The sequence below is a fragment of the Halobaculum rubrum genome (assembly GCF_019880225.1).
In the GTDB taxonomy this organism is placed as follows: Archaea; Halobacteriota; Halobacteria; order Halobacteriales; family Haloferacaceae; genus Halobaculum; species Halobaculum rubrum.
In genome coordinates, this window is the sequence record NZ_CP082284.1 from 2,906,378 (window position 1) to 2,931,677 (window position 25,300).

A 25,300-nucleotide genomic window follows, 5' to 3' on the forward strand; every position below is an offset into this window, starting at 1 on the left:
TCGCCCGTTACTCGTCGTCGACTCGGCCGGACGCTGACGCGTCGCCCGGATCGCTCGAATCGCTCGGGGAGTCGGTCGACGCGCCGCTGGCTGCCGTGTCCGCGGCGTCTGCGGCGTCGGAGGGAGCTTCGGCGTCCGCGGCGTCGCCCGACACGCGTTCGATCCGTCCCTCGATCTCGGGGTCGATCCCGTGTTCGCGGACGTACTCGGCCAGCACCTCGTGTTGGATCCCGTGCTCGCCGGCGCGGTGGCGCTGCTCGATAGTCGGGAACTCGTGGTCCGAGTGCAGGAGGTACTCCGGCGTCGCGACGCGGTATCGCCGGTCGGGGTCGATCGGTTCGCCGTCGACGCGCGCGTCGATCAGCTCCTCGCGGTCGTCGTCCCAGACGACCCGCGCGCCGCTGAGGTGCCCGTGCCACCAGCCGTCCTCGCCGAAGTCGACGACCGCCGCCGACATCTCCGAGAGCGCCGCGCGTAGCTCCGTCCCGCTGAGCTCGACGACGACGATCGGCTCCTCGAACGGGAGCACCGACAGGAAGTCCGCGAGGGTCACCTCGCCGGCCAGATCGTGACCTAGCCGGAGCCCGCCGGCGTTCTGGAGCCCGACATCGGCGGCGGCGGCCCACCGGTAGGCGTCGGCGACGAGGTTGCCGAGGCGGCACTCGCCGCCGTGGACCGTCTCGTCGCTGCGGACGATCGGTTCGTCGACGGTACCGACCGGTTCGTCGAGGCCCGCGGCGGCGATGCGCTGGCGTAGCGCGTCCGCGAGGTGCTCGTCGACGGGTGCGCCCTCGGGGCTGTGGCGGGTCACACTCGCTCCGTCGTCGTCGAGCGTCACCTCCAGTACCGTCTCGCCGTTGACGCCCGGGCGGGTGCACAACACGCCGTCGACCTCCTCGGCGCGCTCGCTGTGGACGTGTCCGCCGAGGATCAGGTCGATCCCGTCGATTCGCGCGAGTTCATCGTCGCCGCCGCCGAGGTGCGACACCGCGACGACGTAGTCGACGCCATCGCCCTCACTCTCGTTCCCATCCTCGCCCTCGGCTTCGACTTCAGCGTCCATCGCTGCGACCGCCTCGCGGGCGGCCTCGTACGGGTCGGTGAACGTCATGTCCGCCGCGGCCGGATTCAGCGAGTCCGTGTTCGGGTCGGTGACGCCGAGGAAGCCGACGCGCGCGCCGTCGACGCGTTTGATCGTCCACGGGACAACGCCCTCGGCCGCGCCGAACGGTTCGCCGGCCTCGTCGCGGACGTTGGCGGATACCCACGTCTGCGGGGAGTCGGCGACGATCTCGCGTGCGGCGTCGGTCCCGAAGTCGAAGTCGTGGTTGCCGAACGTCTCCACGTCGGTGTCGACGGCGCGGAAGAAGTCGATCGCCTGTCGCCCCTTCGAGACCGTCGCGGCGACGCCCGGGGAGGTGTCGTCGCCGGATCCGACGACCGCGGCGTCCGGGCCGTCGAGTTCCGTGATCAGGCCGGCGAGGCGCCCCGCGCGCTCGGGGTCGTCGTAGACGTTCTCGATGTCGGAGTAGTGGACGAACCGGGGCATTCGAGTGGGTGAACGGTGTGGGGTGGCGGACAAGAACGCTCCGGGTTCGATCGATCAAACGACTTCACGGGAACGGGTGGTACGCCTTCTCCGGCTCCGGCTCGAACCCCATCGACGCCGAGACAGTCTCCAGTCGGGCGCCGAAAAACGGGTCGCCGGTGAACAGCGGCTGCGCCTCGGGCACGAGCACGCGCACGCCCTCGAAGCCGATCGCGGCCACGTCGCGCGTGGTGAGGCGCGCGGCGTAGGCATCGAGGTCGGCGTCGTCGAGGCGGTCGACGACCGCCTCGACCTCGGCGACGCCGTCCAGGTTCGCCGCCTCCCCGTCGGTTACGTCGGCTGCGGGGAGCGTCACGTCGGGCGAGACGAACTCCCGGACGCGTTCGGGGAAGTCGGCGTACGAGCCGATGGCGCCCTCCTCGCGGCTCGCCTGCTCGGGCCCCATCGCGCGCAGTTCCATCCAGTTTTGCAGCGCCTCAGCGAGCGCTCCCCGAGCGGCGGCCGAAGCGTCGAGGTCCGCCGCCGAGCCCATCGCGAACCGCGGCCACTCGCCGGTCTCGGGGTCGCGGTGGACCGCCACGCCGACGACGGGCACGTCCACGTCCTGTGTGAGCAGCAGCGTGGTCACGGAGAGGTCCTCGGCGCGCGCTCGCTTGCGCAGCGTCTCGAACCCCTGGTCGTCGACAGCGAGACTCATCGGCTCGAACGTCGAGTACCACGACAGCATCGACGCGTCGCGCTCGACGGTCTCGTACAGCCCCGACAGCACCGCCTCCGCCGTCGAGTTCCCTAGCCCGAGCCCCGTCGTGATCGCCGGCGCGAACCGTTCCTCGGGCGGCGGAAACACGACGAACTCCGCCGGCAGCGACGCCGACTCCCGGGTCGACAGATCGATCCCGGGGACCCACGGGATGTGGTCGTCCGACTCGGGCGTCTCCGCGTCGGCGGGGCGGACGAACCGGTCGACCGGGACTGCGTCGACGACGGCGGCGGTCGGCGCCGACCGAAACGACGACGCGCGGTAGGTGCCCGCGCAGTAGCGTTCGAGCGCCTCGCCGATCGCCTTCCCGTAGGCGGCGTCCCAGTCGGCGGCGACGCCGGCAGCGAACTCCGCACAGCGCGTGTCCGCGAACGCGGCGGTGTCGGTCGTCCGCGCGATGTAGTACGGCGCCGGCACCGACTCGCGCTCCCCGACCTCGGTGACGATGCCGAGCCGATCGTCGACCGCGCGGTCCATCCGGTCGACGGCGTCGTCGAGATCGACCGGCTCGTCTGGGGCGCGAAGCTCGAACCCCGTCGGGGCGGCGCCGCAGTCGCACCCCGGCGAGGGGAGGAAGCGCCGCTCGGTCCCGTCGACCTCGGTGACGGTGCCGGCCACGTCGCCCCCGGAGAGGTGCTGAATGGCGCGTCGCCCCGCGAGCGCCCCTGCAAAGCGGACGGCGCTGCGAGTTCCCTGCGGCGTCGCGTCCGTCGTCGGGACGTTCGCGCGAACGCGGTCGCGCAAGCAGTCGTAACAGCCGGTGTCCGCCGAGAAGACGGTCACCGCGGCGTCGAGTCCCTCGAGCGCGCGGCCGCCGATGCCGCCGATCTCGACGGCGACCCACTCGTCGACGAGCCGGGTCGCGGTGCGGAACGCGTCGTCGCCGGTGGTGCCGACGACGACCGCGAAGTCGAACCCGTCCAGGAGGCCGGCGTCGACCTCCATCACGTTCGCCTCGATGTCGGCGAAGGCACCCCGAACCGGCTCGACGGCGGGGTCGGGGCCGACGATGGCGATGTCCATGTCCCGCTCGTGGGGTGAGTCGCACAAAAAGATGGCCGGTCGGTGGGGTTCGGTGTCGGTGCCCGAAAACGCGGCCGGCGCTCAGTTCAACATCCGCTGGGCGACGCTCGCCAGCTCGTCGCTCGACGCGTCGCGCAGTCGGTCGTCGCCGAACTTCAGCCGCAGGCGGGGCCGACCCACGTCGATGGGCACCTTTTCGGTGTCGATGAGCCCGCGGTCCTCGAGGCGGGTCTTGGTGCGCGAGAACGTCGCCTTCGAGGCGATACCGACGTCCTCGCCCCACTTGCTGATGTCGTACAGCAGCACGTCGTTTTTCGCGGCGACCAGCAGCGAGATGGTCACCTCGTCGAGCCCCTCGTCGTCGCCACGGGCGGTCTCGAGGGACTCGAGCACCGCGTCGAAGTCCGCGCGGACCGATTCGCCGATGTCCTCGTCCAGTGTCTCCCGGACGCGCGAGAGCGCCGGTGTGCGGAGGGTGAACGTCGTCGCGTCCGCCCACTGGTCGCGGTACGTCTCGTAGACGTCGCTGGCGAACGACTCGTCGTCGGCCGCGAGCGCGGCGACGTATTCGCCCGCCGAGACGACGGCGTACAGCTCGTCCTCGCCGCCGACGAGCGTGTTGTCCGCATCGCCGGCGAGCTCGCGCAGCGTCATCGACTCGGCGTCGACCAGGTCGGCGGCGTCGCCGGCGACGAGGAAGTCGTCCATCACGTCCTTGAGCATGCGGTCGTCCGCGAGCACGTTCAGCGTCGGAAGGTCGTCGCCGTAGTCCGATCCCGCGTCGACGAGCGACTCGATCAGCGCCGCGTTCGGGTCGACGATCACCAGCTCGTCCGCCGATCGATCGAAGAGCGTCCGGAGGACATCGTCCACCGACTGTTCGAATACGTTCGTGGCCATAACTACGTACACCATCGCCAGTTGAATATTTAATACTAACGGGAAATCAAAGGAATCAAGCGCTCTACTGGGAGAATACGAGCTCTCGTCGGTCGGAGAAAAATCACCCTGCGTGCTGATATCACCCGTACTCGACGCTTCGGTATGCGTCGTTCGTTCCGTGTGCGAACGGGGGGATCGGCTCCGATGAGGCCGGTCACCGACACCCGCGGCTCGCGTCGGGTGGGGCGACAGTTCTGGGACCCGTTGCGACGTTGTTCCTCATCGTGGACGCAGCTGTCGCCGGCGAGGTCGAAACCCGACTCCACCGGGGTCGGTGACGTGGCTTCGAGTCCCTGACGAGCGCGGCCGATCAGCCGGGCGTGCCGCGATCTCGCTACGCGATCGCCCGTCCGGGTCGCCGGCCGCGCGCGAGTACGGATGGCTTTTTGTCGCCGCTCGCCGGACCTATAGTATGGAGTATCCCGAGGTACGCGAGACCGATCCGGCCGTCGCCGACGCCCTCGAGGGCGAGGTCCGCCGACAGCAGGACACGCTGGCGATGATCGCCTCCGAGAACCACGTCTCCGAGGCCGTCCTGGAGGCGCAGGGGAGCGCCCTCACGAACAAGTACGCGGAGGGCTACCCCGGCAAGCGCTACTACGCCGGCTGCGAGTTCGCCGACGACGTCGAGGAGCTCGCCATCGAGCGCGCCACGGAGCTGTGGGGCGCCGAACACGTCAACGTCCAACCCCACTCGGGCACGCAGGCCAACATGGCCGTCTACCTCGCGACGCTGGACCCGGGCGACAAGATCCTCTCGCTCGAACTCGAACACGGGGGCCACCTCAGCCACGGCCACCCGGCGAACTTCACCGGCCAGCTGTTCGAGGTGGAACAGTACGGCGTCGACACCGAGACGGGCTACATCGACTACGAGGCGCTGGAAGCGCAGGCCGAGGAGTTCGACCCGGACATCGTCGTCTCGGGCTACTCGGCGTACCCGCGGGAGGTCGAGTGGGAGCGGATCCAGGCGGTCGCGGACGACGTCGACGCCTACCACCTCGCGGACATCGCGCACATCACCGGGCTCGTCGCCGCGGGCGTCCACGACTCGCCCGTCGGCGTCGCCGACTTCGTCACCGGCTCCACCCACAAGACGATCCGCGCGGGCCGCGGCGGCATCGTCATGTGCGACGAGGAGCACGCGGACGACGTCGACGCGGCGGTGTTCCCCGGCGGGCAGGGCGGTCCCCTGATGCACAACATCGCGGGTAAGGCCGTCGGCTTCGGCGAGGCGCTGGAGCCCGAGTTCGACGAGTACGCACAGCAGGTCGTCGACAACGCCGAGGCGCTGGCCGACTCGTTCGCCGACAACGGTCTCGAGATCGTCTCCGGCGGCACGGACACCCACCTCGTGCTCGTCGATCTCCGCGAGTCCCACCCCGACACCTCCGGCGGCGACGCCGAGGAAGCGCTCGCCGACGCCGGCATCGTCCTCAACGCGAACACCGTCCCCGGCGAGACGCGCTCGCCGTTCGACCCCTCCGGCATCCGCGCCGGGACGCCCGCGCTCACCACCCGCGGCTTCGACGAGGCCGACTGCCGCGAGGTCGGCGACCTCATCCACCGCGTCGTCGACAACGTCGAGGACGAGTCGGTCATCGCCGAGGTCCGCGAGCGCGTCGACGAACTGACCGACGCGTACCCGCTGTACGAGTAAGCGCTCGATCGAGGACGAGCGTCCCGGTGAGTCCCACGTACGTGCATATTCTCGTCTGAAAGGGGCGGTCGGTATGCACGAACCCGAGGATTCTTACCCGTCGCCGCCGCTCCATCGACCATGACCGACATCGACGGGAACGCCGTCGCCGCCGAGATCCGAGCCGGCGTCGCCGACTGCGTGGAGACGCTGCAAGCGGAGGGCGTCGACCCCGCGCTCGCGACCGTGCTGATGAGCGACGACCCCGCCAGCGAGACGTACGTCTCGATGAAGCAGAACGACTGCGAGGAGGTGGGGATGCGCGGGATCCACGTCGACGTTGACGACGACGCGCCCGCCGAGGAGCTGTACGACACCGTCGAGGAGCTGAACGCCGACGACGAGGTCCACGGCATCCTCGTCCAGATGCCCGTCGTCGATCAGGTCGACACCCGACGCGTCCTGCGCTCGGTCGACCCCGCGAAGGACGTGGACGGCTTCCACCCGGAGAACGTGGGTCGCCTCGTCGCCGGCAACCCGCGGTTCAAGCCCTGTACGCCCCACGGCATCCAGCGACTGCTCGCGTCGGCGGACGTTGACCCCGAAGGGAAGGAGGCGGTCGTGGTCGGGCGCTCGGACATCGTCGGCAAGCCGATGGCGAACCTCCTCTTCGGCCGCGGCGAGGGCGGCAACGCCACGACCACGGTGTGTCACTCGCGAACCGAGGACCTCGCCAGCCACACCCGCCGGGCGGACATCGTCGTCGCCGCCGCCGGCATCCCGGAGTTCATCACCGCAGACATGGTGAGCGAGGGCGCGACCGTCATCGACGTGGGGATCAACCGCGTCGAGCGCGACGGCGAGTCGACGCTCGTCGGCGACGTGGCCTACGACGAGGTGCGCGAAAAGGCGAGCGCGATCACACCCGTCCCCGGTGGTGTCGGCCCGATGACGCGCGCAATGCTGCTGTACAACACGGTGACGGCCGCGAGCGAGCAGCACGGCGTCGAGATCGAGCTTCCCTGAGCGGGGCGCCGACGCGACTCGTTTTCACCGTTCCCGTCCACCCCCAGCCCCCGGCAACCGATTTATTCTCCGTCACTTGGTACCGTTTTGCATGGACAGAGACGCGGACCTCGACCCCGAGGCGAGGGAGCTGTTGGAGACGATGGACGACGCAGACGTCCCGGATCTGCACGACCTCTCCCCGCTGGAGGCCCGGGAGTTCTTCTCCGACTGGCGCGGCGAGCCGACGGACGTCCCGGAACTGGCGACGGTCGCGGACCGCACAGTCCCCGGGTACGGCGAGGGACCGGAGGTCCCGATCAGGGTGTACACGCCCGAGTGCGAGGGGCCGTTCCCGGTGCTCGTCTACTTCCACGGCGGCGGCTGGGTGATCGGCTCGCTCGACACGGTCGACGGGATCTGCCGGGTGCTCGCCGACGAGGCGGACTGCGTCGTCGTCTCGGTCGACTACCGGCTCGCTCCGGAGCACCAGTTCCCCGCGGGGTTGGAGGACGCGATCGCGGCGACCGAGTGGGTCGCGGACGACCCCGAGTCGGTTGACGGGGACGATCGACTCGCCGTCGGCGGCGACAGCGCGGGCGGCAACTTCGCCGCGGCGGTCGCCCTGTACGCCCGCGAGACGGGCGGCCCGGCCATCGACCACCAGACGCTCCTCTATCCGGTCGTGGACCCGGCCGGCGACTGGCCGTCCTACGAGGAGAACGGCGAGGGCTACTACCTCGAACGGGCGGACATCGACTACTTCCGGCGGCACTACTGGCGGAGCGACCTCGAACTCGCGAACCCGTACGCGTGTCCGTTGGCGGCGTGCAGCCACGCCGAGCTCCCGTCGGCGACGGTCGTCACCTGTGGGTTCGACCCGCTGCGCGACGAGGGGGTCGCCTACGCCGAGACGCTCGCGGACGCCGGCGTCCCAGTCGACCACCTCCACTACCCGTCGCTGATCCACGGCGTCGCCGGGATGCTCGGCGATCTCGGGGTGAGCGCGGCTCGCGAGGTACTGGCTGACACGGCCGCGGCGCTTCGGGAGGGGTTCGCGGAGAGCGACGGGTGAGGCGAGCGGTCGGCCCCGCAGTGTGGCCTCACTCGGTGTCGTCGAGGCGTTCCCGGGCGCTCGCCAGCGCCTCCATGTCGCCGGCGATGAGGTATCGACCCAACTCGACGGCCGCATCGACGAGCGCGTCCGCCTCCGCGGGTGTCACGTCGCCGTCCAGCGCGTCGATCCGTTTCGCGCGGTCGCGGATCGCGCCGAGCGTCCGACTCGCCTCCGGGTCCGTGTGGTCGTCGAGGTATTTCGCCACGTCCGTGCGATACTCGAGCACCGCCTCGGCCGCGGCGAGGCCGCGCGCCTCGTGCATCCGCGGCGGCACCTCGCTCGCGCTCGGTCGCTCGCCCGTGCCGGTCGCGCGCAGGAGGGCCGTGACGTACCACTCCTCGTCGTCGGTGACGCCCGCTGTGGCTCCCTCGGGCCCGCGATCGCCCATGGTCGCGTCCGCTCGGCCGCCGCCGGGACCGGCGAGGCGACCGTACACGTCGGCCGCGTGGCGCAACTCGGCGGCCGCGAGGTACGCGTCGTCGAGCGGCGCGAGGTCGCCGCCGCGGATGAACCCCCGCTTGCGGAGGTACGCCCGGCACTCCGATTTGATCTCGTCGACGAGGTCCGCGAGCGGAGTGTCATCGAGCGTGGCCAACACGGCGGTGAGATCCAACTCCGCCGGCGCGTCGGTGTGCCTGCGGCGCTCGCCGGTACCCACGCTCCGGAGGCTTCCGCAGTCCGGACACGCGACGCTCCCCGTCTCGAAGTACGACCAGCGGGTTCCGCACTCCGTGCACTCGCGATCGCCCCGGACGTCCATACCCGCACGTACCGTCGGTACGGGGAAAAACGCCTCGTCGTCGCGGAGGTGTGTAGCCGAGGCGACGTGCACGCCGTCACAGCGACGGAGTGGGACCGTCGTCGCCGGCTTCCGGGAACACCCAAGGCCCGCCGGAACTGTCTTGTTCACGGGGGGTAACGCAGGGCCCGTGACACCGAACTCGTTCTTTCACGTGGCGCTGAAGGCCGACGACGTCGACGCGACTGCGGCGTTCTACGAGGCGGCGTTCGACGGGACCGTCATCGAGCGGGGCCACGCCGACGACGGCGAGGGCGCGACCGCGGTCGAACACGTCGCCCTCGAGGTGGCCGACAAGCGCGTGTACGTCTTCGACCGGGCGCCGTACGAGGCGACCGGCGACGTGGAGTCGATGCCGAACGGGCTGCTCCACTTCGGGTTCGTCGTCGACGACGTCGACGCCGCCCGCGGGGCGATCGACGCCGGAGCCGACGGCGTCGACTGGGTGATGGGCCCCGAGCGCTTCGGCGACCTCCGGATCGCGTTCCTCGTGGACCCGGCCGGCACCATCGTCGAACTCATCGAGCACGTGTCGTGAGCGGCCCTCCACCGGTTCACGCGGGGGACTGGTAACGAATCTCCGACGGCGTCCATCCTTCCAGTTGCCCTCTCGTCAAATGGCACCCCGGCACGCTTTTGCCGTCGCCGCCGCAGGTGCCACCGAATGACGTTCTCCATCGCAGCGCGCGACCCCGAGACGGACGCGGTCGGGGTCGCGGTCCAGTCGAAGTTCGTCTCGGTCGGCGCCGTCGTTCCGTTCGTCTCCGCGGACGCCGGCGCGGTCGCCACGCAGAGCTTCGCCAACGTCGCGTACGGGCCGAACGGGCTCGATCTCCTCCGGGAGGGCCACACCGCAACCGACGTGATCGAGCAGCTCACCGACGCCGATGACGAGGCCCCACAGCGACAGGTCGGCGTCGTCGGACTCGACGGCGAGCCGGCGGCGTTCACCGGCGAGGAGTGTTTCGAGACCGCGGGCGACCGGCAAGGAGAGCACTACACGGTTCAGGGGAACGTCCTCGAGAACGAGGCGACGATCGACGCGATGGCCGAGGCGTTCGAGGTGACCGAGGGAGGACTCCCGGAGCGACTCATCGAGGCGCTGCACGCCGGCAACGACGCCGGCGGCGACTCCCGCGGCGAGCAGTCGGCCGCCCTGTACGTCGCCAAGCCGGAGGGCGGCTACGACGGGCGCAACGACCGCTGGGTCGACGTTCGCGTCGACGACCACGAGCACCCCATCGACGAACTGGAGCGGGTGTTCAAGCTGTACGACGTGACGTTGCTCGCTCGCGAGGAGCCCGACGACCCCGCCCAGCTGTCCGGCGATGCGGCGCTGGCGGTGTCGGGAACGCTCGCGGAGCTTGAGTTGCTCGATGCCGAGCCGACCGACTCGTTCGGCGAGGCCGAGCGCGCCGCCCTCGAGGACTTCCGCGGTATGAACAACTTCGAGAACCACTCGCTGACGGTCATCGAGGACGCGCTCGCGCGGGGGTGGGAGGAAGCGGCCGCGGACGGCGCCGAGGCCACCGTGGTCGCCGGTGGCGACGAGGACGGCGAATCGCGGATGGTCGACGCGATCTGGCACGGACTCCAGCGCTACGACCGGCTGTAGCCCCCGTGTCCGCCCCTGCTTTCGTCGCTGTCGCCCCCGCCGCGTTTCGCCTCGCGGCCGTCGATCCAACCGCTATCGTCCCGGTCGCGCAGCTTCCGGCGTTCCAGCTGCTCACCGTCGTGCTCGCGTTCGTCGGCGCCGGCGTCGCGCTCGCGGCCGGAGTCGGTCTCGTTGCCGTCTACGTTCGCCTCGGCGACGACGTTGATACGGCAGTCACGCGGCGGGCGTTCGGGCTGTGGGCCGCGGGTGCGCTCCTCCTCGCCGCGGGCACCCCGGCCGTGTTCCGCGCGTCGCTGTCGACAGCGCCGACGCTGCGCGCGCTCGCGCTCGTCGGCGTCACGGTCGGCGCGCTCGCCGTCGGCGCCGCGCCGATGTACCTCCTGCGGGCGACGCTGACGGACCTGTGAGGCGGCCGATCCCGCCGTTGGGTGGACAGTGCGACCGGCGCGGGCTCCGTCTGTCGTGGTCTACTCCGAGCGCGAACGCTGCCCGCGCTCGCGGACCAGCTTGTCGATGATGGTCCCCGTCGAGAGGAGTTCCCCCTCGTAGCGCGGCTCGCGGGCGGTCGCGCGAGTCACCTCGGCGTCGATTCCCTCGGCGGCGAGCGCGGCGGCGACCCCGTCCTCGTCGTGATGCTGGTCGAACCCGAGGACGATCACGTCCGGTCCGATCTCGCGGACGGGGACGAAGAAGTCCTCGGGGTGCCCGAGGTGCGCCTCGTCGACGACCTCGAGCGCGTCGATCATGTCCCGGCGCTGCCGGTCCGGACACACGGGCTTCGACTTGTGCGTAACGTTGTCACGGCGGGCCACGATGACGTGGAGTTCGTCGCCGCGGGCGGCCGCGTCCTCCAGGTAGTGGAGGTGGCCGGGGTGGAGGATGTCGAAGGTGCCCTGCGCGAGCGCGATTCGCGGGGAGTCGGCGTCGCTCCCGGCGTCGCCACGGCTCCCGTCGGTTTCCTCACTCATCGTACAGCTCCGCGTCGATGTCGGTCTGGTCGAAGTCGAAGAACGCCTCGTCCTCCGGCAGCGCCACGTCGATCACGTCGAGATCACGAGGGTCGCCGTCCGAATCGAACGCTTGCCAGCAGTCACGGTCGTAGGGCGCCCCGATGATGACGTGCACCTCGCCGGCGTGGAACGTCGCCAGATCCGCGTCGGACGGTCGGAGGACGCCGTTCGGGTGAGAGTGGACCGAGCCGACCGCCCGCGAGGAGTTGGGCTTCATGTGCTCGCGGACGGTCGCCGACTCCGGCGTCGACGTGGTTCCGGGGATCACGAGCACGTCGGTTATCACCTGCCCCTTCCGGTCGAGCCCCAGATCGCGCGCGTCTGTCGCTCGGAGAAAGCCCATGTACTCGTTCGGGTGGGTGTCCCGGGAGGCCTCCAACGCGAACGTGAGGGTGTCGGCCGCGATGCCGAGCAGTTCGCTCGACCGGAACAGTCGCATTGGCGGAACTCGGGTCGGGCGCCAACTAAGGGTGTCGATACCCCCACCGACAGGGTCGTCAGCGGCCGGTCGTCGACCGGTCGTTCGCCGCCGGAGCGATACTACAACCCTTAACACCCGCCGTCACCCATCGTTCGATATGACTGATTCCGCCGCCGGTGACTCCGGCGTGAACGGGGAGGGGGATTCCCGACCCGTGGTTTACGATCTCGATCCCGCCTGTACGCGCTCCGACGTGGACGTCGGCGCGCGCTACCGAGCGGAGGTCAACGGTGTCGTCGACTACGGCGTCTTCGTCGACGTCTCCGAGGACGTGTCCGGCCTGCTTCACGAGTCGAACCTCGACGGTGAGACGTTCGCGGTCGGCGACGAGGTGGTCGTCGTGCTCGAGGAACTGAAGGAGAACGGCGACGTCTCGTTCGATCTCGCGGACGTCGCTCTCGCCGACGCGAACGTGCTCGCGGTCGAGTACGAGCCGGAGATCACCACGATCGGCGACGCGACGGTCGGCGACAGCGTGACCGTCGAGGGGGAGATCACCCAGATCAAACAGACGGGCGGTCCGACGATCTTCCACGTCGCCGACGAGTCGGGCGTGCTCGCCGCGGCCGCCTTCGAGGAGGCCGGCGTTCGCGCGTACCCCGCCGTCGACATCGGCGACGTCGTCCGGGTCTCCGGCTCCGTCGAGACCCACGACGGCTCCAGGCAGCTGGAAGTCGACGACGTGGCCGTACTGACCGGCGAAACGGCCGCGGCCGCGCGAGAGCGCCTCGAGGAGGCGATGCGCGAGCGCGCCGAGCCGGAGGCGGTCGAGCCGCTCGTCGAGTGGGAGGCGTTCGAGAAGCTCCGCCCCGAGCTGGAGGACCTCGCGCGCACGCTCCGCCGCACCGTGCTTGAGGGGCGCCCGATCCGGATCCGCCACCACGCGGACGGCGACGGGATGTGCGCGGCTATCCCGGTCCAACTCGCGCTGGAGAACTACATCGAGGCGGTCCACGAGGGCGACGACGCCGCGCGTCACACCCTCAAGCGACTGCCGAGCAAGGCGCCGTACTACGAGATGGAGGACGTCACCCGCGATCTCAACTTCGCGCTCGAGGGGCGCGCCCGCCACGGACAGAAGCTCCCCTTCCTCCTGATGCTCGACAACGGGTCGACCGAGGAGGACGTTCCCGCCTACAAGAACCTCGCCCACTACGACGTGCCAATCGCCGTCGTGGACCACCACCACCCGGACCCCGAGGCGGTGAACGACCTGCTCGACCACCACGTCAACCCGTACATCCACGACGAGGACTACCGCATCACGACGGGGATGATGTGCGTCGAGCTTGCCCGGCTCATCGACCCCGACGTAACCGACGAACTCCGGCACGTCCCCGCGGTCGCAGGACTGTCGGACCGCTCGAAGGCCGAGGTGATGGACGAGTACGTCGACCTGGCGGAAACGGCCGGCTACGACCGCGACGACATCGAGGACATCGGCGAGGCGCTAGACTACGCCGCCCACTGGCTGCGCTACAACGAGGGCAAGACGCTCGTGAGCGACGTGCTCGACGTCGGCAGCGACGACGACGAGCGCCACCGCGACCTCGTCGAGTTCCTCTCGACGCGCGCCGAGCGCGACGTGGCAGAGCAGCTCGACGCCGTCGAGCCTCACGTCGAACACGAGCGACTCGACTCCGACGCGCACCTCTACCGCATCGACCTTGAGAACTTCGCCAAGCGGTTCACCTACCCCGCGCCCGGCAAGACGACCGGCGAGCTCCACGACCGGAAGGTTCGCGCGACCGGCGAGCCCGTCATCACGATCGGCTACGGCCCGGACTTCGCGGTCCTCCGATCGGACGGCGTTCGCCTCGACATCCCGCAGATGGTCACAGAGCTGAACGAGGAGGTCGTCGGCGGCGGCGTCTCCGGTGGCGGCCACCTCGTCGTCGGCTCGATCAAGTTCGTCGAGGGGCGCCGCGAGGACGTGATCGACGCGCTCGTCGAGAAGATGGCCGACGCCGAACTCGACGAGGAGCTGTCGACGACGTTCGACCTCGACGACTGACGCGGGAGTCCGTACGAGGTTTTCGAACTGCCGCTCGACACCGGTCATCCGATCGGCCCGTCGCGGTCGGTGTCGTCGCGACTCGGCTCCCCGTCCGTGTCCTCGATCGTCAGCCGTCGCCGGAGGAACAGCGTCGCGGCGGCAACGACACCGACTGCGACGATCGCGACCGCCGGCGGCAGTTCCTCGAGCCGGGACGACCTCCCTCGACCGCCCCGCCAGTCGGCCGCGAAGCTCCCGCGGTAGTACTCGGCGACCGCCTCGCCCTCCAAGGCGACGACGACCTCGCGGTTCTCGCGTGCGCTCGTGGGATTCCAGTTGAGCGACCCCACGAGCGCGGTGTCGTCTGCGACGACGCCCTTCGCGTGGATCTTTCCGTAGCGACCGGCCGGCTCCGCGACCCGTGCTTCGAGGGGAACGCCCGCGGCGTCGGCCCAGCGGTTCAGATCGGCCACCAGCGCGGCGTTTTCCTCGGCGAGGTACCAGGCACTCGACAGCAGCAACCGCACGCGCACGCCCCGCTCGGCAGCGCGCCGCAGCGACGCGAGCATCGGCCCGTCGTCGACGGTGGGTTGGAGCACGTCGACGCGGGTGTCCGCGTCGTCGACGGTCGCGACGACCGCCGACTCCGCGTTTCCGGGCGCGGTCAGCAGTCGCACGCGCTCGACTCGCATCTCCGTCGGCGGGTGGCGTGACGGGTACGATCCGGTCGCCGCGTCGGTCCGCTCGAACGACCGTCCCGCGCGGTATCGCTCCCACGGAACGGCGTCTCGCCACCCGGCGTCCGCGCGGAACAGGTCCGCGAGCGCGTCGGCCGCCCGCGGTGACCGGACGGTGACGCCCCATCCTCGGCTGTCGCCGCCGCCGGTGCCGCTGGGTTTCCAGTTCTCCGTGAGCACGACCGCGGCGTCGTCGGCCACGGCGTACTTGGCGTGGTGGTACCGGAACCTGGCGTGCGGACCGGCGATCACGCGCACCTCGACGCCCGCGGCGACCAGCGAATCGAGGAGAGCGGCCTGTCGCGTGGTGACCCCGCCGACCGGTCCGCCGTCGAGCAGTACCCGTACCGTGGCGCCCCGTTCGTGTGCGGCGATCAGTTCCTCGGCGACGCGTTCGGACGCGAAGGTGTACCCCGCCAGGAACACCCGCTCGTCGGCCCCTTGAATGGGTGCGACCGGCTCGCCCGGAGCGTCCGGGAGCACGAACGCCGTCGCGTTCACGGCGCCCAACGCAACCGGGTCACGAAGTTCAAGTCCGACGGGGCGCCACCGCGGGTCCTCGTTGCGACCCCACCGCTCGCCCTCGGGGGCTCGCCCGTACTCCACGGCGTCGACGACCGAGCCGTTCGGCCCGCCCCGCCGGAGCACGATCCGCTCGCCGGCGTTCGACAGCGCGAGGCCTCGGGCGACGACGCGTCCCGATGTGGGCACGGACGGCGCCTCCGGCTCGCCCGTCACGACGACCGTGCCCGCACGTCGCTGGCGGATCGCGACGACGTCTTCCCCGTCGTCGACGCTCCAGTTCCCGGGCGGCAGCGAGAGACGGAGGTACTCTCCGGCGTCGTCGTCGGCGACGGGGTTCGGGAGGAGTCCGACGATCCGGGGTGCTGTCGGATCCGTATCCGTCCCGGCCGTGGTGTTCGAGTCGGGGACTGTTGTCGGGGTCTGCGGAGCGTTCGTGACCGTCGCCGGTGCCGTGGGTTCCGAGACCGCCGCGACCGCTGTCGGCGCCGCCGGCGTCGCCGCGACGAGGACGAGCACACACACGACCACCGTAGGGATGCGCACCACTGCGACGGTCTGGCCGCGTGTTCGTACTTCAACCCTCGCCGTATCGCCGTTGGACTCCGTTCCGAGCTCCCGGCGGCCGTCCACGACGGCCTTCGGTGCGTTTTTGCTCCGAGGACGGCGGATACCGAGTATGGTCACTATCGCCGAGGGGGTCAGGCTCGCGGGAGCCGCCCTGGGTGCCGTCGGCGGCGCCCTCATCGCCCTGGAGTTCTTTCAGGTTCCGTCGTACGTCTCCTATGAGGAGGAGTGGGACAGCTACGACGTCGACATCGCGCCCGGCGATGTCACCGAGCACACGAACCTCGGTCGGATCGGGGGACTACTGGTCTCGCTGGGATTCGCGCTGCTGTTCGTCGGGGAACTGCTGTAACGGCGACCCGCTCCGGTCGGCGACGTCCGGCGAACGGCGGAGAAGCGGTTCCTTGCGTGGCTCGACCCCGGTTACGCGGCGACTTCCTCGCCCGTGGCGTCGAGTGCGTCGCGCGCCTTCTCGGCCTCCGTCTGCACGATGAACGCGCGGTCGTCGTCGAACTCGGCGGCCGCCTCAAGCGCCGCCTCGGTGCCGATCTGACGCAGCGCCCATAGAGCGGCCGCGCGGACGGTGTCGCTGTCGTCGTCGGCCGCGACATCGGCCAGCGGGTTGACGGCGCGAGCGTCGCCGATGAGTCCGAGCGCGCGGGCGGCGTACGGCCGCACCTCGTCGTCCTCCATGACGAGCTTGTTCGCGAGCGGCCCCACGGCGTCCTCGTGACCGATCTCCCCGAGCGCCTTGAACGTCACCTTCTGCAGGGTCGGGTCCGAGTCGGCGTCGACGTACTCGACGAGCGTCTCGACGGCGTCCTCGGCGGCCATCTTGCCCAGCGCGCGGATCGCCGGCTTGTCGCGCTTCTGTGCGCGCTGGTGCATCGCCTCGAAGGCACCCTGGTCGTTCATCCGGGTGAGCGTCTCCAGGCAGTGCTCCTCCATGAACTCCGACTCCAGGGAGTCCAGCGCCAGCAGCACCATCTCGACGTTGCCCCGCTGTTCGTGCTCCTTCAGCGCCGACAGCTCCGGCGGGAAGTCCTTGTAGTGCCCGAGCACGTCGTAGAACCCCTGTGCCTGGAGCTGTTCGTGGGTCTGCAGGTCGTCCCACTCCTCGGCGTCGTCGACGCCCGTCTCCAGCGCGTCGGTCGCCTCGAGCAGCGCCGCGATCGTCTCCGCGTCCTCGTCGGCGTCCAGATCCGCGTCCTCGACGGCTGCGACGGCGTCGTCGAGCGCCTCCGCCGCCGATTCGGTGCCGTCGTCGCCGGCGCGGTCGAGTTCCGCGTCGAGCGTCTCGTTCACCGCGTCGAGGAACTCGTCGACGACGCCGGGGAGGTCGTCCTCGCCCGACTCGGTCCATCGCGTGTCGGCGATCGTCGCCCGCGCCGACTCGATGTCGTCGACCACGTCGGAGGCGTACGGGCCACGCTGGTCCGCGAGGTCGTCGCGGCGGTCGGAGAGGCGCGACTCCAGTTCCTCGCGCGGGTCATCCGCGTCCTCGTCGTCCCCGTCGGGTTCCGGGAGGTCGGCGCGCTCCAGGTCGGCCTCGATGTCGTCCAAGTCGGCCTCGACGTCGTCGAGGTCGGCCTCGGTCTCGGCGGCCTCGAGCGCCTCGGCGGTCTCGTCCAGTCGGGCGTCCAGGTCCTCGGCGGACACCTCGGGGACGAGTTCCGTCTCCTCGGCGTCCTCGGGGTCGCCTGACTCCTCGGCCGGGTCGTCGTCGCTCATGCCCGTCGATGGGTGTGTCGGCTACAAGGGCGTTTCCATATTCCGGGCGACGGGCCGGACGTCGCTCCCGCCGCGCTCGCCGATCAGCGGGAAATCATCCCGGTGCTCGATGCCGCCGAGGCGTCGAGCGACGGGAGCCGACCCTGCCATGGTTTCCCAAGCAAAAATACTGTTTTCAGATTCAAAAAGAAATCTTGTCTAACGGCGGGTTTTATGTGTTCGGGGAGCGTACAGTCGAGTACAGATGAGTACCCAAAAGCGTGTGCTGAAGTCCGCGGGCGAGGTCGAGGGAAGCGAGGCGCTCCGGATGGACGCCGAGAGGGCCGAACAGATCATCGACGCGCTCAACACGGACCTCGCGGCGACGTACGTCCTGTACCACCAGCTGCGAAAGCACCACTGGAACGTGGAGGGCGCGGAGTTCCGCGATCTGCACCTATTCTTGGGCGAGGCCGCCGAGAACGCCGAGGCGTTCGCCGACGAGCTCGCGGAGCGCGTGCAGGCGCTGGGCGGCGTCCCGCACGCGTCGATGGCGACGCTCCAGGAGGAGGCGCCCGTCGAGGCCGAGGACGAGGACGTGTACGACATCCGCACGTCGCTGGCGAACGACATGGAGATGTACGGCGAGATCATCGAGACGCTGCGCGAGCACGTCGAGCTCGCCGACGGCCTCGGCGACCCCGCGACCGGCGAGATCCTCCGGAAGAACATCGTGCAGGTCGAGGAGGACGCCCACCACATCGAACACTACCTCGAGGACGACACGCTCGTCACCGAGGGCACGATGCAGTAAGTCGGCACGAACGACGAGCGTCCGACTCGACTCGGTCTGAGTTTTCTCCGTTTTTTCGAGGAACAGTCCGAGCGGCCGCTGAACCAGTGCGAGCAGTCGCTCGGTTACCGTTCGAGGTCGACCGTCAGGTCCGTCGAGATCCAGCCGTCGGCGTTGCCGTTCTCGGAGAACACCGTTCTGTCGGGACAGGTGCGGAGGGCCGCGACATCGGTTTCCGGAGCGGAGTCGCGCTCGGGCGACGCCTGGTCGCTCCGATCCGCGAGCGCATCGTGGGTCATTACTGTCCCCTCGCAGGCCCGTCGGGAAATAGATTTTGGTAGGCCTAAACGGTAGGTCGGCCTAAACGATCGTTCGGGGGGACCGACCGGCGACGGCTGTCACTCGTCGCGACCGATCCCGCACCCGGAGATGGTGTCGCACTCGACGCCGCGCTCCTCCAGGGCGTCGATCACCGCGTTCATCCCGATCGCGTCGCTGGCGATGTGCCCGGTGACGACGAGGGTCTTCCCCTCGTCGGCGAACTCCTCGCGCAACTCGGCGGTGTCGCCGGCGCCGACGTGGATGTAGAGGACGGTGTCGACGCCGTGTTCGAAGTACGCGCGGGCGACCGACGCGCCGCCGTTGGTGCCCGCGGCGTGGTGGACCGCCACCTCCCCGAGGTCGTTCTCGCGGTCGCCGACGCGCACCCGTACGTCCGTCTCGGCGGCGTCGAGTTCGGGGATCTCGCCCAGCGCGTCGACGAAGTCGCCTGCGGTCGCGTCGTCGGCCAATCCGTCGGCGACCTCGCGGAACACGCGTCGGCCGTACTCGTCGGGCGCGAGGTGGGTGTTGAGGTACGGCTGGTCGAGCAGCTCCGCGACGCTCGGGTCGTGGCGATAGTTGCTGGAGTGCCCGCCGTGGTCCATCCGCGATCTGAGGTCTGCGACCGCGTCCTCGGCGACCTCCTCGGGGACGCCGTGGTCCGTCATGAACTCGACTTGCGTGTCGAGCACCGCCGGGAAGTCCAGTCGAGCAGACATTCCCGTCGGATGGTGCGCCAGCGCCAGATCGTAGTCGCGGTCGTTGGCCAACTGGATCTCCGGGGATTCGAGGTCGATACCCACGAGCGCGGTTTCGACGTCCTCGCCGGGGACGTAGACGGTGCTGTCGGCCGGCGTCTCGTCCCAGTCGACGAGGTCGAGGCTGATCTGCATGATCTCGTCCGTAGTGAGTCCCATAGGCGGTCAGTGACCGACCACGATTGAAAAGCCGCGGGAACCGGAAGCCAGGACGGCGTCGGGATCGTCGACGGCGGCGGCTCTCCGACCGGATCAACGGCTGCGGCGACGGCTCGTGCTCCCGTCGCTCGGCGAAAGTGGCAATCCCCTCTGTCGCCGCCAGCCGTTTGTACCGACGCGGCTGTACCGTGTGCATGGTCGACCACCTGTTCACGCCGCTCACGCTGCGGGACACCGAGATCCCCAACCGCGTGTTCGTCTCGCCGATGTGTCAGTACTCCGCGCCGGACGGCGAGCCGACCGACTGGCACCTCGTCCACCTCGGCTCGCGTGCGGTCGGCGGCGCGGGACTGGTGCTGGCCGAGGCGACCGCGGTCTCGCCCGAAGGGAGGATCACTCCCCACGACGTGGGGATCTGGACCGACGAGCAGGCCGACGAGTGGGCCGGGATCGCCGAGTTTGTCCGCGAACAGGGATCCGTGCCGGCGATCCAGCTCGCGCACGCCGGCCGGAAGGCGTCGACGCATCGCCCCTGGGGCGACGACGGCCCCGTCCCGCTCGAGGCGGGCGGCTGGGAGGTCGACGCGCCGTCGGGACCGTACCCCCGCGACGGCGACGAGCACCCCACGAACAGCCTCTCGTCGGCGGAGATCGACGGCGTGATCGACGATTTCGCCGCGGCCGCCGAGCGCGCGCTCGAGGCCGGCTTCGAGGTCGCGGAGGTGCACGCCGCCCACGGCTACCTGCTGCACGAGTTCTGCTCGCCGGTCGCCAACGACCGCGACGACGAGTACGGCGGCTCCTTCGAGAACCGTACCCGACTCGTGCGCGAGGTGACCGAGGCGGTCCGCGAGGTGTGGCCCGACGACAAGCCCGTGTTCGTGCGGATCTCCGCAACCGACTGGATCGACGACCGCGAGTCGTGGGACGTAGAGCAGTCGGCGCGGCTCGCCCCGCTGCTGGCGGAGGCCGGCGCCGATCTCCTCGACGTGAGTTCGGGCGGCATCTCGCCCGCACAGGAGGTGCCGTACGCCGGACCGAGCTACCAGCTCCCGTACGCGGAGACGATCCGCGAACACGTCGAGGAGGTCGGCGCCGACATCGCGGTCGCCTCGGTCGGCGGCATCACCGAGCCGACACAGGCCGAGGAGATCGTCGCGAACGACCGCGCCGACGCGGTGCTCATGGCCCGGGAGTTCCTCCGCTCGCCGTACTGGCCGCTGCACGCCGCGGACGAACTCGGTGAAGATATCGAGTGGCCCGTGCAGTACCGCCGCGCGAAGCCGCGCTGACCGATCGATACGTCCCGTCCGTCGGCGTCCCGGATCGGTCGACCGAGTGAACCCTTTTCACGGAACGCGCCCAAACTCTCGGTCATGAGTCACTCCTCCCGCGGTCCGGACGACGAGGACCTCGCGGCGCTCGCCTCCGAGTTGGAGACGACGCTCTCGGATCTCCGTGCGGAACTCGCCGAGCGCGAACGTGGGGACGATCGCGACGAGCGAGTCGCGACCGAGGGCGACCGACGGCCCACCGCGGATCGCCGGGAACGCCGCGATCGCGGCCGCCGTCCCCCTCGTCCCCCGGCGCCGGGGGAGCTGTTCCGATTCACGAGCGACTACACGATCCCGACGGTCGTGGCCGTCCTCGAGGCGACGATCGAGGCGCTCGAACTCCTCCGGGGGGTCATCGATCTCGCCGCGCCCGGCGAGACGCCCGCGGGTCGGCGTCGCGGACGCGGTTCACGCCGCACCCGTCGAGACGCCCGTGGGCTCGCCCGGTCGGTGTTCTCGGACGCGGTGGGCGAGGGCGTCACCGCCGCGACCGACCGCGCGGCAACCGATGCGACGGACGCGCTGGATCGCCTCCGCGAGACGCTCTCGGAGGCCGACCTCCCCGAAGACGGGGAGAGCCGCGACCTCGTCGCCGACGCGCGCGAGTTGAGCGCGGAACTGGAGCGCCGCGTCCGCGAGTCGCGGGAGGTCGTCGACCGCGAGCGCGACCGTGAACGCGACGCCGACCGAACGCGCCCGACGGACCGCCGGCGCGACGACGGCCCGGTCACCATCGAGGTCGGCGACCCCGACGAGTCGACGGACGACGGCGACGACGCGTCCGAGGGTGACCCGAGTGACGCCGGCAGCGACACGAACGAGCGCGACGCCGACGGCGACGACACGCGCCCGGAGGTCGACGTCGACTCGGAGCTGGAGTCGATCAAACGCGAGATGCGGGACGGAGACGGAGGCCGCGCGGAGGACGGCGACGACACTGACGGAACCGATACCCCCGTTGACGGCGACGGCGCCGGCAGCGACGATACCGACGGCTCGGTGGATCGCGACTGAACTCGTGAGCCCGCTCGCGGCGATACCGTGATCAGGCCGCGTCCGTGCTTCCGTCTCGCTTTCTCACGTACGACTCGACCCCGCCGCCGGCAACGCCCGCGAGGACGACCGCCGGCCACCCGAGCAGCACCCAACCGAGCGGCGTCGGGTCGACTGGCGTCGGCGTGGACTCCGGAGCCACGTACAGCGCCCACGTCGCGACCGTGGCCCCGAGGAAGACGACGGCGGGCACAGCGGCGGGCGTGACGAGCCCGCGGCTCGTTCGAGCCCACCCCGCGATCGCACCCGCGACGACCGCACCCGCGAGGAGGTACACGGCTGTCCCCGGGCCGGGGTCGATCACGTCGAACAGCGCCAGCACGACGCGAACCGCCACAAGCGAGGCGAGGACGCCGAGCGCGACCCCGGTTCTGACCGAGATTCCGCCGGGTTCGTCGGCGGTCACGGGCTATCCCTCACCTCCCGTTCATTCGACGGGGCGGAACCGGAACCCGTCCCACTCCTGACTGGCGGGCTCGCGGATCCCCGCCTCGGGATCGCGGAGCTGCTCGCAGTACACCGGCTCGACCTCGTCGCCGAACTCGATGTCGCCCGTCGTGACCTGTCCGATCGCGCGGACGGGCTCGCCGTCCACATCGAACTCGACGATCGCGACGTGGTTCGGCTCGCGCACGCCCGGCGGCGTCGCCGTCGACGTGGTCCACGTGATCACCTCGGCGGTGTACTCGCTCAGGTCAACCGTCCCGACAGGTTCCTGGCCGCCCGGCCCGACCGGGTGGGCGGGATAGGTGATCGAGCCGTCCGGATAGCGGGCCGCCTCGAAGGCGGGCGCGTCGTCGCGGGTCGCTCCGCTCCCCGCTCCGTTCGCGGACTCGCTCCGCTCGTCCGCGCGCTCGTCGCTCATGCGTCCACCCCCTCGAGGATCGCGGTGGTGACACAGTTCCCGAACCCGCCCACGTTGCACGCGAGGCCCACGTCGGCGTCGACCTGCCGCTTCCCGGCGTCGCCGCGGAGCTGCTGGACGATCTCGTACGCCTGCGCGACGCCGGAGGCGCCGAGCGGATGCCCCTTCGACTTCAGGCCGCCGGAGGTGTTGATCGGGAGGTCGCCGTCGCGCTCGGTGCGCCCCTCCTCGATCGCCTTCCAGCCCTCGCCCTTCTCGGCGAAGCCGAGATCCTCGAACTGGAGGAACTCGAGGATGGTGAACATGTCGTGGAGTTCGGCCACGTCCACGTCGTCGGGCGACAGGTCGGCCATCTCGTAGGCCCGGTCGCTGGATTCGACGACGCCGCGCATCGTCGTCGGGTCCGCGCGCTCGTGAACGACGTGGGTGTCGGTCGCGCCGCCGATGCCGGAGACGCGAACGTACTCGTCGGCGTACTCCTCGGCGACGGAGACCGGACAGAACAACAGCGCCGCCGAGCCGTCGGTGATCGGACAGAAGTCGTACAGACGAAGCGGGTCGGCGACGATCGGCGAGTCGAGCACGGTGTCGAGGTCGACCTCCTTGCGGAACTGCGCGTGGGGGTTGTCGACGCCGTTCCGGTGGTTCTTGACGGCCACCTTCCCGAGGCTCTCGCGGGGCGCGTCGTAGGTGTCGAGGTACAGGCGCGCGGTGAGGCCCGCGAAGCTGGGGAGCGTGAGCCCGTGTTTGTACTCGCTGGGGTGCGTGAGCGAGGCGATCACGTCGGTCGCCTCCGCGGTCGTTCGGTGGGTCATCTTCTCGCCGCCGACGAGCAGCGTCACCTCGGAAGCGCCGGACGCGACCGACTGCCAGGCCGCGTAGATGCCCGCGCCGCCCGAGGAGGAGGTCTGGTCGATCCGGGCGGTGTAGGCGGGCACCGCCTGCAGGTCGTGTGCGAGCGCGTTCGGGACGCCCGTCTGCCCCTCGAACTCGCCGCTGGCCATGTTCGAGACGTACAGGTGGTCGACGGCGTCGGCCGATACCCCGGCGTCCTCGAGGCACGCCTGCCCGGCCTCCGCCAACAGCTCGGTGATCCACGCGTCGCGCTGCCCGAACTGTGTCATGGACGCGCCGACGATTGCAACGTCTTCCATACCCGCTTCTCCGCGGGGGAGCACTTCGGCGTTCCCCTTCGCGCGGTCCGAACCCGGTCGACGAGCCTCGACGAACACGTATCGCTCTCGCGGCGGGGCGACCGATCGCGGGAGGTTAAGTACGCGCCGGCCGGTATCCGCTCGTATGAACCTCGCCGACTCCGCGCCCGTCGCGGGCGTCGCCGCCTGTCTCGCGCTGCTTTCCGTGTTGGCCGCACCGTTCGTCCTCATCGCCGACGCCGGAACGGGGCTCGGCGTCTACTACTCATCCGGAACCGTCGGCGCCGCCGGCGTCGCGTTCCTCGCGATCCTCCTCGTCGTAGTCTTCCTCTCGGGGCGCCAAGAGCGCCGGCCCGCCAGCACCGTCGCCGGCGTCGCACTCGTCGCCGGCGTCGGCCTGCTCGCGCTCGCGCTCGCGTGGGCGCTGGCGGTCGACGTGCAGAACCTCTATTCGTTCCCGCAGTCGGCGACGTGGATCCTCTGGCATCGCTGGCTCGTCGTCGGCGTCGCGGCGCTCGTTCCGCTCAGCGCGGGCGCGTTCGCCAGCGCCGTCGTGTAGCCGCCGGCTGTCGATTCCAGTGTCCTCCGAGAGCGCCGGACCGCAAGGGACTTAAGTCGAACCGAACTACCTCGAAATGGACTAGGTCGGGCAGTTAGGCCCTGCTCGTCTCCCGCAATAGAGTCTTCAGCGGGGACCGAACGCCGGAGGCGTCCGGGGCGCCCGTCGCGGGCCTCGGGAGCTGACGGAGAAGCCTCGTCCGCCGGGGACGACGGTCCGCCGGGACACACCCGCAGGGGTGTTCTCCCCCGGTTCGTCGGTGGAACCGGGCCAGGCGCGGAAGCGAGCAGCCCACCACCGGACGTCCGTCGCTCGTCGGGTCGCGGGGCGGAGTCAGCGACCGGGATTCCCCACGGTGGAACCCCCGGGCAACTCCGGTCCGTCCGCCATTCATCCCGTTTTCACGCACCCGAGCCGCGGCGCCGTCATGTGTCGGCCCGTTCCGCCGTGCTTCCGGGTGTCAACCGGTTCGACCGCGTCGCCGGCGCCGTGTCGTGACCGCAATTCCCGAGTACCTGCCGTCCCATGCCCCCGTATGAGCAGCGCCGAAGCCGACGGTATCACAGCGACGTACGAGGAGACCGACACCGAGCGTCTGCTGACGTTCGAGCGTGACGGCCGCCGCGCGGCGGTCGCGCAGAACGTCGAGGGGTACGCCATGCTGAAGGTTCGCGACGGCGGCGCCGACGGCGACGAGTTGGAGCGGTACTACGGCTTCGACATGGCGTTGGACCACGTCGCGGAACTGCTCGGCGTCGCGGTCCCCGACCTCCCGGTCCCGGAGGAGTCAGAAGACATGGGGATGTGAAACTGGCAGCCGACTCGCGGCCCA

Annotated in this window: 26 protein-coding genes and 1 other RNA gene; 14 read left to right on the forward strand and 13 right to left on the reverse strand. The window is 70.3% G+C overall.

Annotated features, from left to right (window positions below):
• Positions 1 to 7 precede the first annotated feature (7 nt).
• The 3 genes from K6T25_RS14805 to tbsP all read right to left on the reverse strand — a co-directional run bounded on the left by K6T25_RS14805 (position 8) and on the right by tbsP (position 4,232).
• Positions 8 to 1,549, reverse strand: coding sequence for a bifunctional metallophosphatase/5'-nucleotidase (locus tag K6T25_RS14805; protein WP_222915392.1), 1,542 nt, complete (start codon positions 1,547 to 1,549; stop codon positions 8 to 10).
• A 64-nt stretch (positions 1,550 to 1,613) separates the two neighbouring features.
• Complete coding sequence (locus K6T25_RS14810) at positions 1,614 to 3,332, reverse strand: YcaO-like family protein (RefSeq protein ID WP_222915394.1); 1,719 nt, start codon at positions 3,330 to 3,332, stop codon at positions 1,614 to 1,616.
• Positions 3,333 to 3,413: 81 nt separating this feature from the next.
• Positions 3,414 to 4,232: a transcriptional regulator TbsP gene (gene tbsP, locus K6T25_RS14815; RefSeq protein WP_222915396.1), complete on the reverse strand. Its 819-nt coding sequence runs from the start codon at positions 4,230 to 4,232 to the stop codon at positions 3,414 to 3,416.
• A 454-nt stretch (positions 4,233 to 4,686) separates the two neighbouring features.
• Here tbsP and glyA point away from each other — a divergent pair, with 454 nt between their 5' ends.
• From glyA to K6T25_RS14830, 3 genes are all read left to right on the forward strand, one after another.
• A complete protein-coding gene (glyA, locus tag K6T25_RS14820) occupies positions 4,687 to 5,934 on the forward strand; it encodes a serine hydroxymethyltransferase (RefSeq protein WP_222915399.1) in 1,248 nt (415 codons plus the stop codon).
• Positions 5,935 to 6,054: 120 nt separating this feature from the next.
• Positions 6,055 to 6,939 (forward strand): tetrahydrofolate dehydrogenase/cyclohydrolase catalytic domain-containing protein, encoded by an 885-nt coding sequence (locus tag K6T25_RS14825; RefSeq protein ID WP_222915401.1) that lies wholly within the window; start codon positions 6,055 to 6,057, stop codon positions 6,937 to 6,939.
• 91 nt (positions 6,940 to 7,030) lie between these two features.
• Complete coding sequence (locus K6T25_RS14830; RefSeq protein ID WP_225917767.1) at positions 7,031 to 7,993, forward strand: alpha/beta hydrolase; 963 nt, start codon at positions 7,031 to 7,033, stop codon at positions 7,991 to 7,993.
• A 28-nt stretch (positions 7,994 to 8,021) separates the two neighbouring features.
• Here the strand turns inward: K6T25_RS14830 and K6T25_RS14835 are convergent, their stop codons facing one another.
• Complete coding sequence (locus K6T25_RS14835) at positions 8,022 to 8,795, reverse strand: DUF7117 family protein (protein ID WP_222915404.1); 774 nt, start codon at positions 8,793 to 8,795, stop codon at positions 8,022 to 8,024.
• A gap of 169 nt (positions 8,796 to 8,964) precedes the next feature.
• Between K6T25_RS14835 and K6T25_RS14840 the strand changes: the two genes are divergently transcribed.
• The 3 genes from K6T25_RS14840 to K6T25_RS14850 all read left to right on the forward strand — a co-directional run bounded on the left by K6T25_RS14840 (position 8,965) and on the right by K6T25_RS14850 (position 10,856).
• Entirely contained in the window at positions 8,965 to 9,372 is a 408-nt protein-coding gene (locus K6T25_RS14840) for a VOC family protein (RefSeq protein WP_222915406.1), read from the forward strand.
• A 126-nt stretch (positions 9,373 to 9,498) separates the two neighbouring features.
• A complete protein-coding gene (locus K6T25_RS14845) occupies positions 9,499 to 10,449 on the forward strand; it encodes a DUF1028 domain-containing protein (protein WP_222915407.1) in 951 nt (316 codons plus the stop codon).
• 5 nt (positions 10,450 to 10,454) lie between these two features.
• Positions 10,455 to 10,856 (forward strand): hypothetical protein, encoded by a 402-nt coding sequence (locus K6T25_RS14850; RefSeq protein WP_222915410.1) that lies wholly within the window; start codon positions 10,455 to 10,457, stop codon positions 10,854 to 10,856.
• Positions 10,857 to 10,916: 60 nt separating this feature from the next.
• Here K6T25_RS14850 and K6T25_RS14855 read toward each other — a convergent pair whose 3' ends face one another.
• Both K6T25_RS14855 and K6T25_RS14860 read right to left on the reverse strand, forming a co-directional pair.
• The gene (locus K6T25_RS14855) at positions 10,917 to 11,417 is read right to left on the reverse strand and encodes an FAD synthase family protein (protein ID WP_222915412.1); all 501 of its coding nucleotides are present in this window, start codon (positions 11,415 to 11,417) and stop codon (positions 10,917 to 10,919) included.
• Positions 11,410 to 11,898 carry a Mov34/MPN/PAD-1 family protein gene (locus K6T25_RS14860; protein WP_222915414.1) on the reverse strand — a complete coding sequence of 163 codons (489 nt, stop codon included), beginning with the start codon at positions 11,896 to 11,898 and terminating at the stop codon, positions 11,410 to 11,412. The genes K6T25_RS14855 and K6T25_RS14860 overlap by 8 nt, the downstream gene beginning before the upstream one ends.
• Positions 11,899 to 12,037: 139 nt before the next feature.
• On the opposite strand from K6T25_RS14860, the gene han reads away from it, so the two are divergent.
• Positions 12,038 to 13,954 (forward strand): Hef-associated nuclease, encoded by a 1,917-nt coding sequence (gene han, locus K6T25_RS14865; protein ID WP_222915416.1) that lies wholly within the window; start codon positions 12,038 to 12,040, stop codon positions 13,952 to 13,954.
• Between the two features lie 44 nt (positions 13,955 to 13,998).
• Here han and K6T25_RS14870 read toward each other — a convergent pair whose 3' ends face one another.
• Positions 13,999 to 15,741 carry a phospholipase D-like domain-containing protein gene (locus K6T25_RS14870; RefSeq protein ID WP_222915418.1) on the reverse strand — a complete coding sequence of 581 codons (1,743 nt, stop codon included), beginning with the start codon at positions 15,739 to 15,741 and terminating at the stop codon, positions 13,999 to 14,001.
• Between the two features lie 133 nt (positions 15,742 to 15,874).
• On the opposite strand from K6T25_RS14870, the gene K6T25_RS14875 reads away from it, so the two are divergent.
• A complete protein-coding gene (locus tag K6T25_RS14875) occupies positions 15,875 to 16,114 on the forward strand; it encodes a hypothetical protein (RefSeq protein ID WP_222915420.1) in 240 nt (79 codons plus the stop codon).
• 71 nt (positions 16,115 to 16,185) lie between these two features.
• Here the strand turns inward: K6T25_RS14875 and K6T25_RS14880 are convergent, their stop codons facing one another.
• Positions 16,186 to 17,493, reverse strand: a complete 1,308-nt coding sequence (locus K6T25_RS14880) for a HEAT repeat domain-containing protein (protein ID WP_222915421.1) — start codon at positions 17,491 to 17,493, stop codon at positions 16,186 to 16,188.
• A gap of 244 nt (positions 17,494 to 17,737) precedes the next feature.
• Here K6T25_RS14880 and dpsA point away from each other — a divergent pair, with 244 nt between their 5' ends.
• Positions 17,738 to 18,286: a DNA starvation/stationary phase protection protein DpsA gene (gene dpsA / locus K6T25_RS14885; protein WP_222915423.1), complete on the forward strand. Its 549-nt coding sequence runs from the start codon at positions 17,738 to 17,740 to the stop codon at positions 18,284 to 18,286.
• Positions 18,287 to 18,390: 104 nt separating this feature from the next.
• On the opposite strand, the gene K6T25_RS14890 is transcribed toward dpsA, so the two are convergent.
• Together K6T25_RS14890 and K6T25_RS14895 are read right to left on the reverse strand one after the other, a co-directional pair.
• Positions 18,391 to 18,564 (reverse strand): hypothetical protein, encoded by a 174-nt coding sequence (locus K6T25_RS14890; protein ID WP_222915425.1) that lies wholly within the window; start codon positions 18,562 to 18,564, stop codon positions 18,391 to 18,393.
• 99 nt (positions 18,565 to 18,663) lie between these two features.
• Complete coding sequence (locus K6T25_RS14895; protein WP_222915426.1) at positions 18,664 to 19,503, reverse strand: hypothetical protein; 840 nt, start codon at positions 19,501 to 19,503, stop codon at positions 18,664 to 18,666.
• A gap of 194 nt (positions 19,504 to 19,697) precedes the next feature.
• On the opposite strand from K6T25_RS14895, the gene K6T25_RS14900 reads away from it, so the two are divergent.
• Both K6T25_RS14900 and K6T25_RS14905 read left to right on the forward strand, forming a co-directional pair.
• Positions 19,698 to 20,795, forward strand: a complete 1,098-nt coding sequence (locus K6T25_RS14900; protein WP_222915428.1) for an NADH:flavin oxidoreductase/NADH oxidase — start codon at positions 19,698 to 19,700, stop codon at positions 20,793 to 20,795.
• Positions 20,796 to 20,879: 84 nt separating this feature from the next.
• Complete coding sequence (locus tag K6T25_RS14905) at positions 20,880 to 21,851, forward strand: MSCRAMM family adhesin SdrC (RefSeq protein ID WP_222915430.1); 972 nt, start codon at positions 20,880 to 20,882, stop codon at positions 21,849 to 21,851.
• Between the two features lie 31 nt (positions 21,852 to 21,882).
• On the opposite strand, the gene K6T25_RS14910 is transcribed toward K6T25_RS14905, so the two are convergent.
• From K6T25_RS14910 to K6T25_RS14920, 3 genes are read right to left on the reverse strand one after another with little or no spacing between them, the layout of a single operon-like run.
• A complete protein-coding gene (locus tag K6T25_RS14910; RefSeq protein ID WP_222915432.1) occupies positions 21,883 to 22,296 on the reverse strand; it encodes a hypothetical protein in 414 nt (137 codons plus the stop codon).
• A gap of 21 nt (positions 22,297 to 22,317) precedes the next feature.
• Positions 22,318 to 22,755, reverse strand: coding sequence for a PhlB family protein (locus K6T25_RS14915; RefSeq protein WP_225917768.1), 438 nt, complete (start codon positions 22,753 to 22,755; stop codon positions 22,318 to 22,320).
• Positions 22,752 to 23,909, reverse strand: a complete 1,158-nt coding sequence (locus K6T25_RS14920) for a thiolase family protein (RefSeq protein ID WP_222915434.1) — start codon at positions 23,907 to 23,909, stop codon at positions 22,752 to 22,754. Before K6T25_RS14920 ends, K6T25_RS14915 begins: the two co-directional genes overlap by 4 nt.
• A 145-nt stretch (positions 23,910 to 24,054) precedes the next feature.
• Between K6T25_RS14920 and K6T25_RS14925 the strand changes: the two genes are divergently transcribed.
• The 3 genes from K6T25_RS14925 (at position 24,055) to K6T25_RS14935 (ending at position 25,276) form a co-directional block, all read left to right on the forward strand.
• Entirely contained in the window at positions 24,055 to 24,468 is a 414-nt protein-coding gene (locus K6T25_RS14925; protein ID WP_222915436.1) for a DUF7548 family protein, read from the forward strand.
• A gap of 74 nt (positions 24,469 to 24,542) precedes the next feature.
• Positions 24,543 to 24,853, forward strand: an RNA gene (ffs, locus tag K6T25_RS14930) — signal recognition particle sRNA.
• Positions 24,854 to 25,003: 150 nt separating this feature from the next.
• Positions 25,004 to 25,276: a DUF7111 family protein gene (locus K6T25_RS14935; RefSeq protein ID WP_222915439.1), complete on the forward strand. Its 273-nt coding sequence runs from the start codon at positions 25,004 to 25,006 to the stop codon at positions 25,274 to 25,276.
• Positions 25,277 to 25,300: the final 24 nt, after the last annotated feature.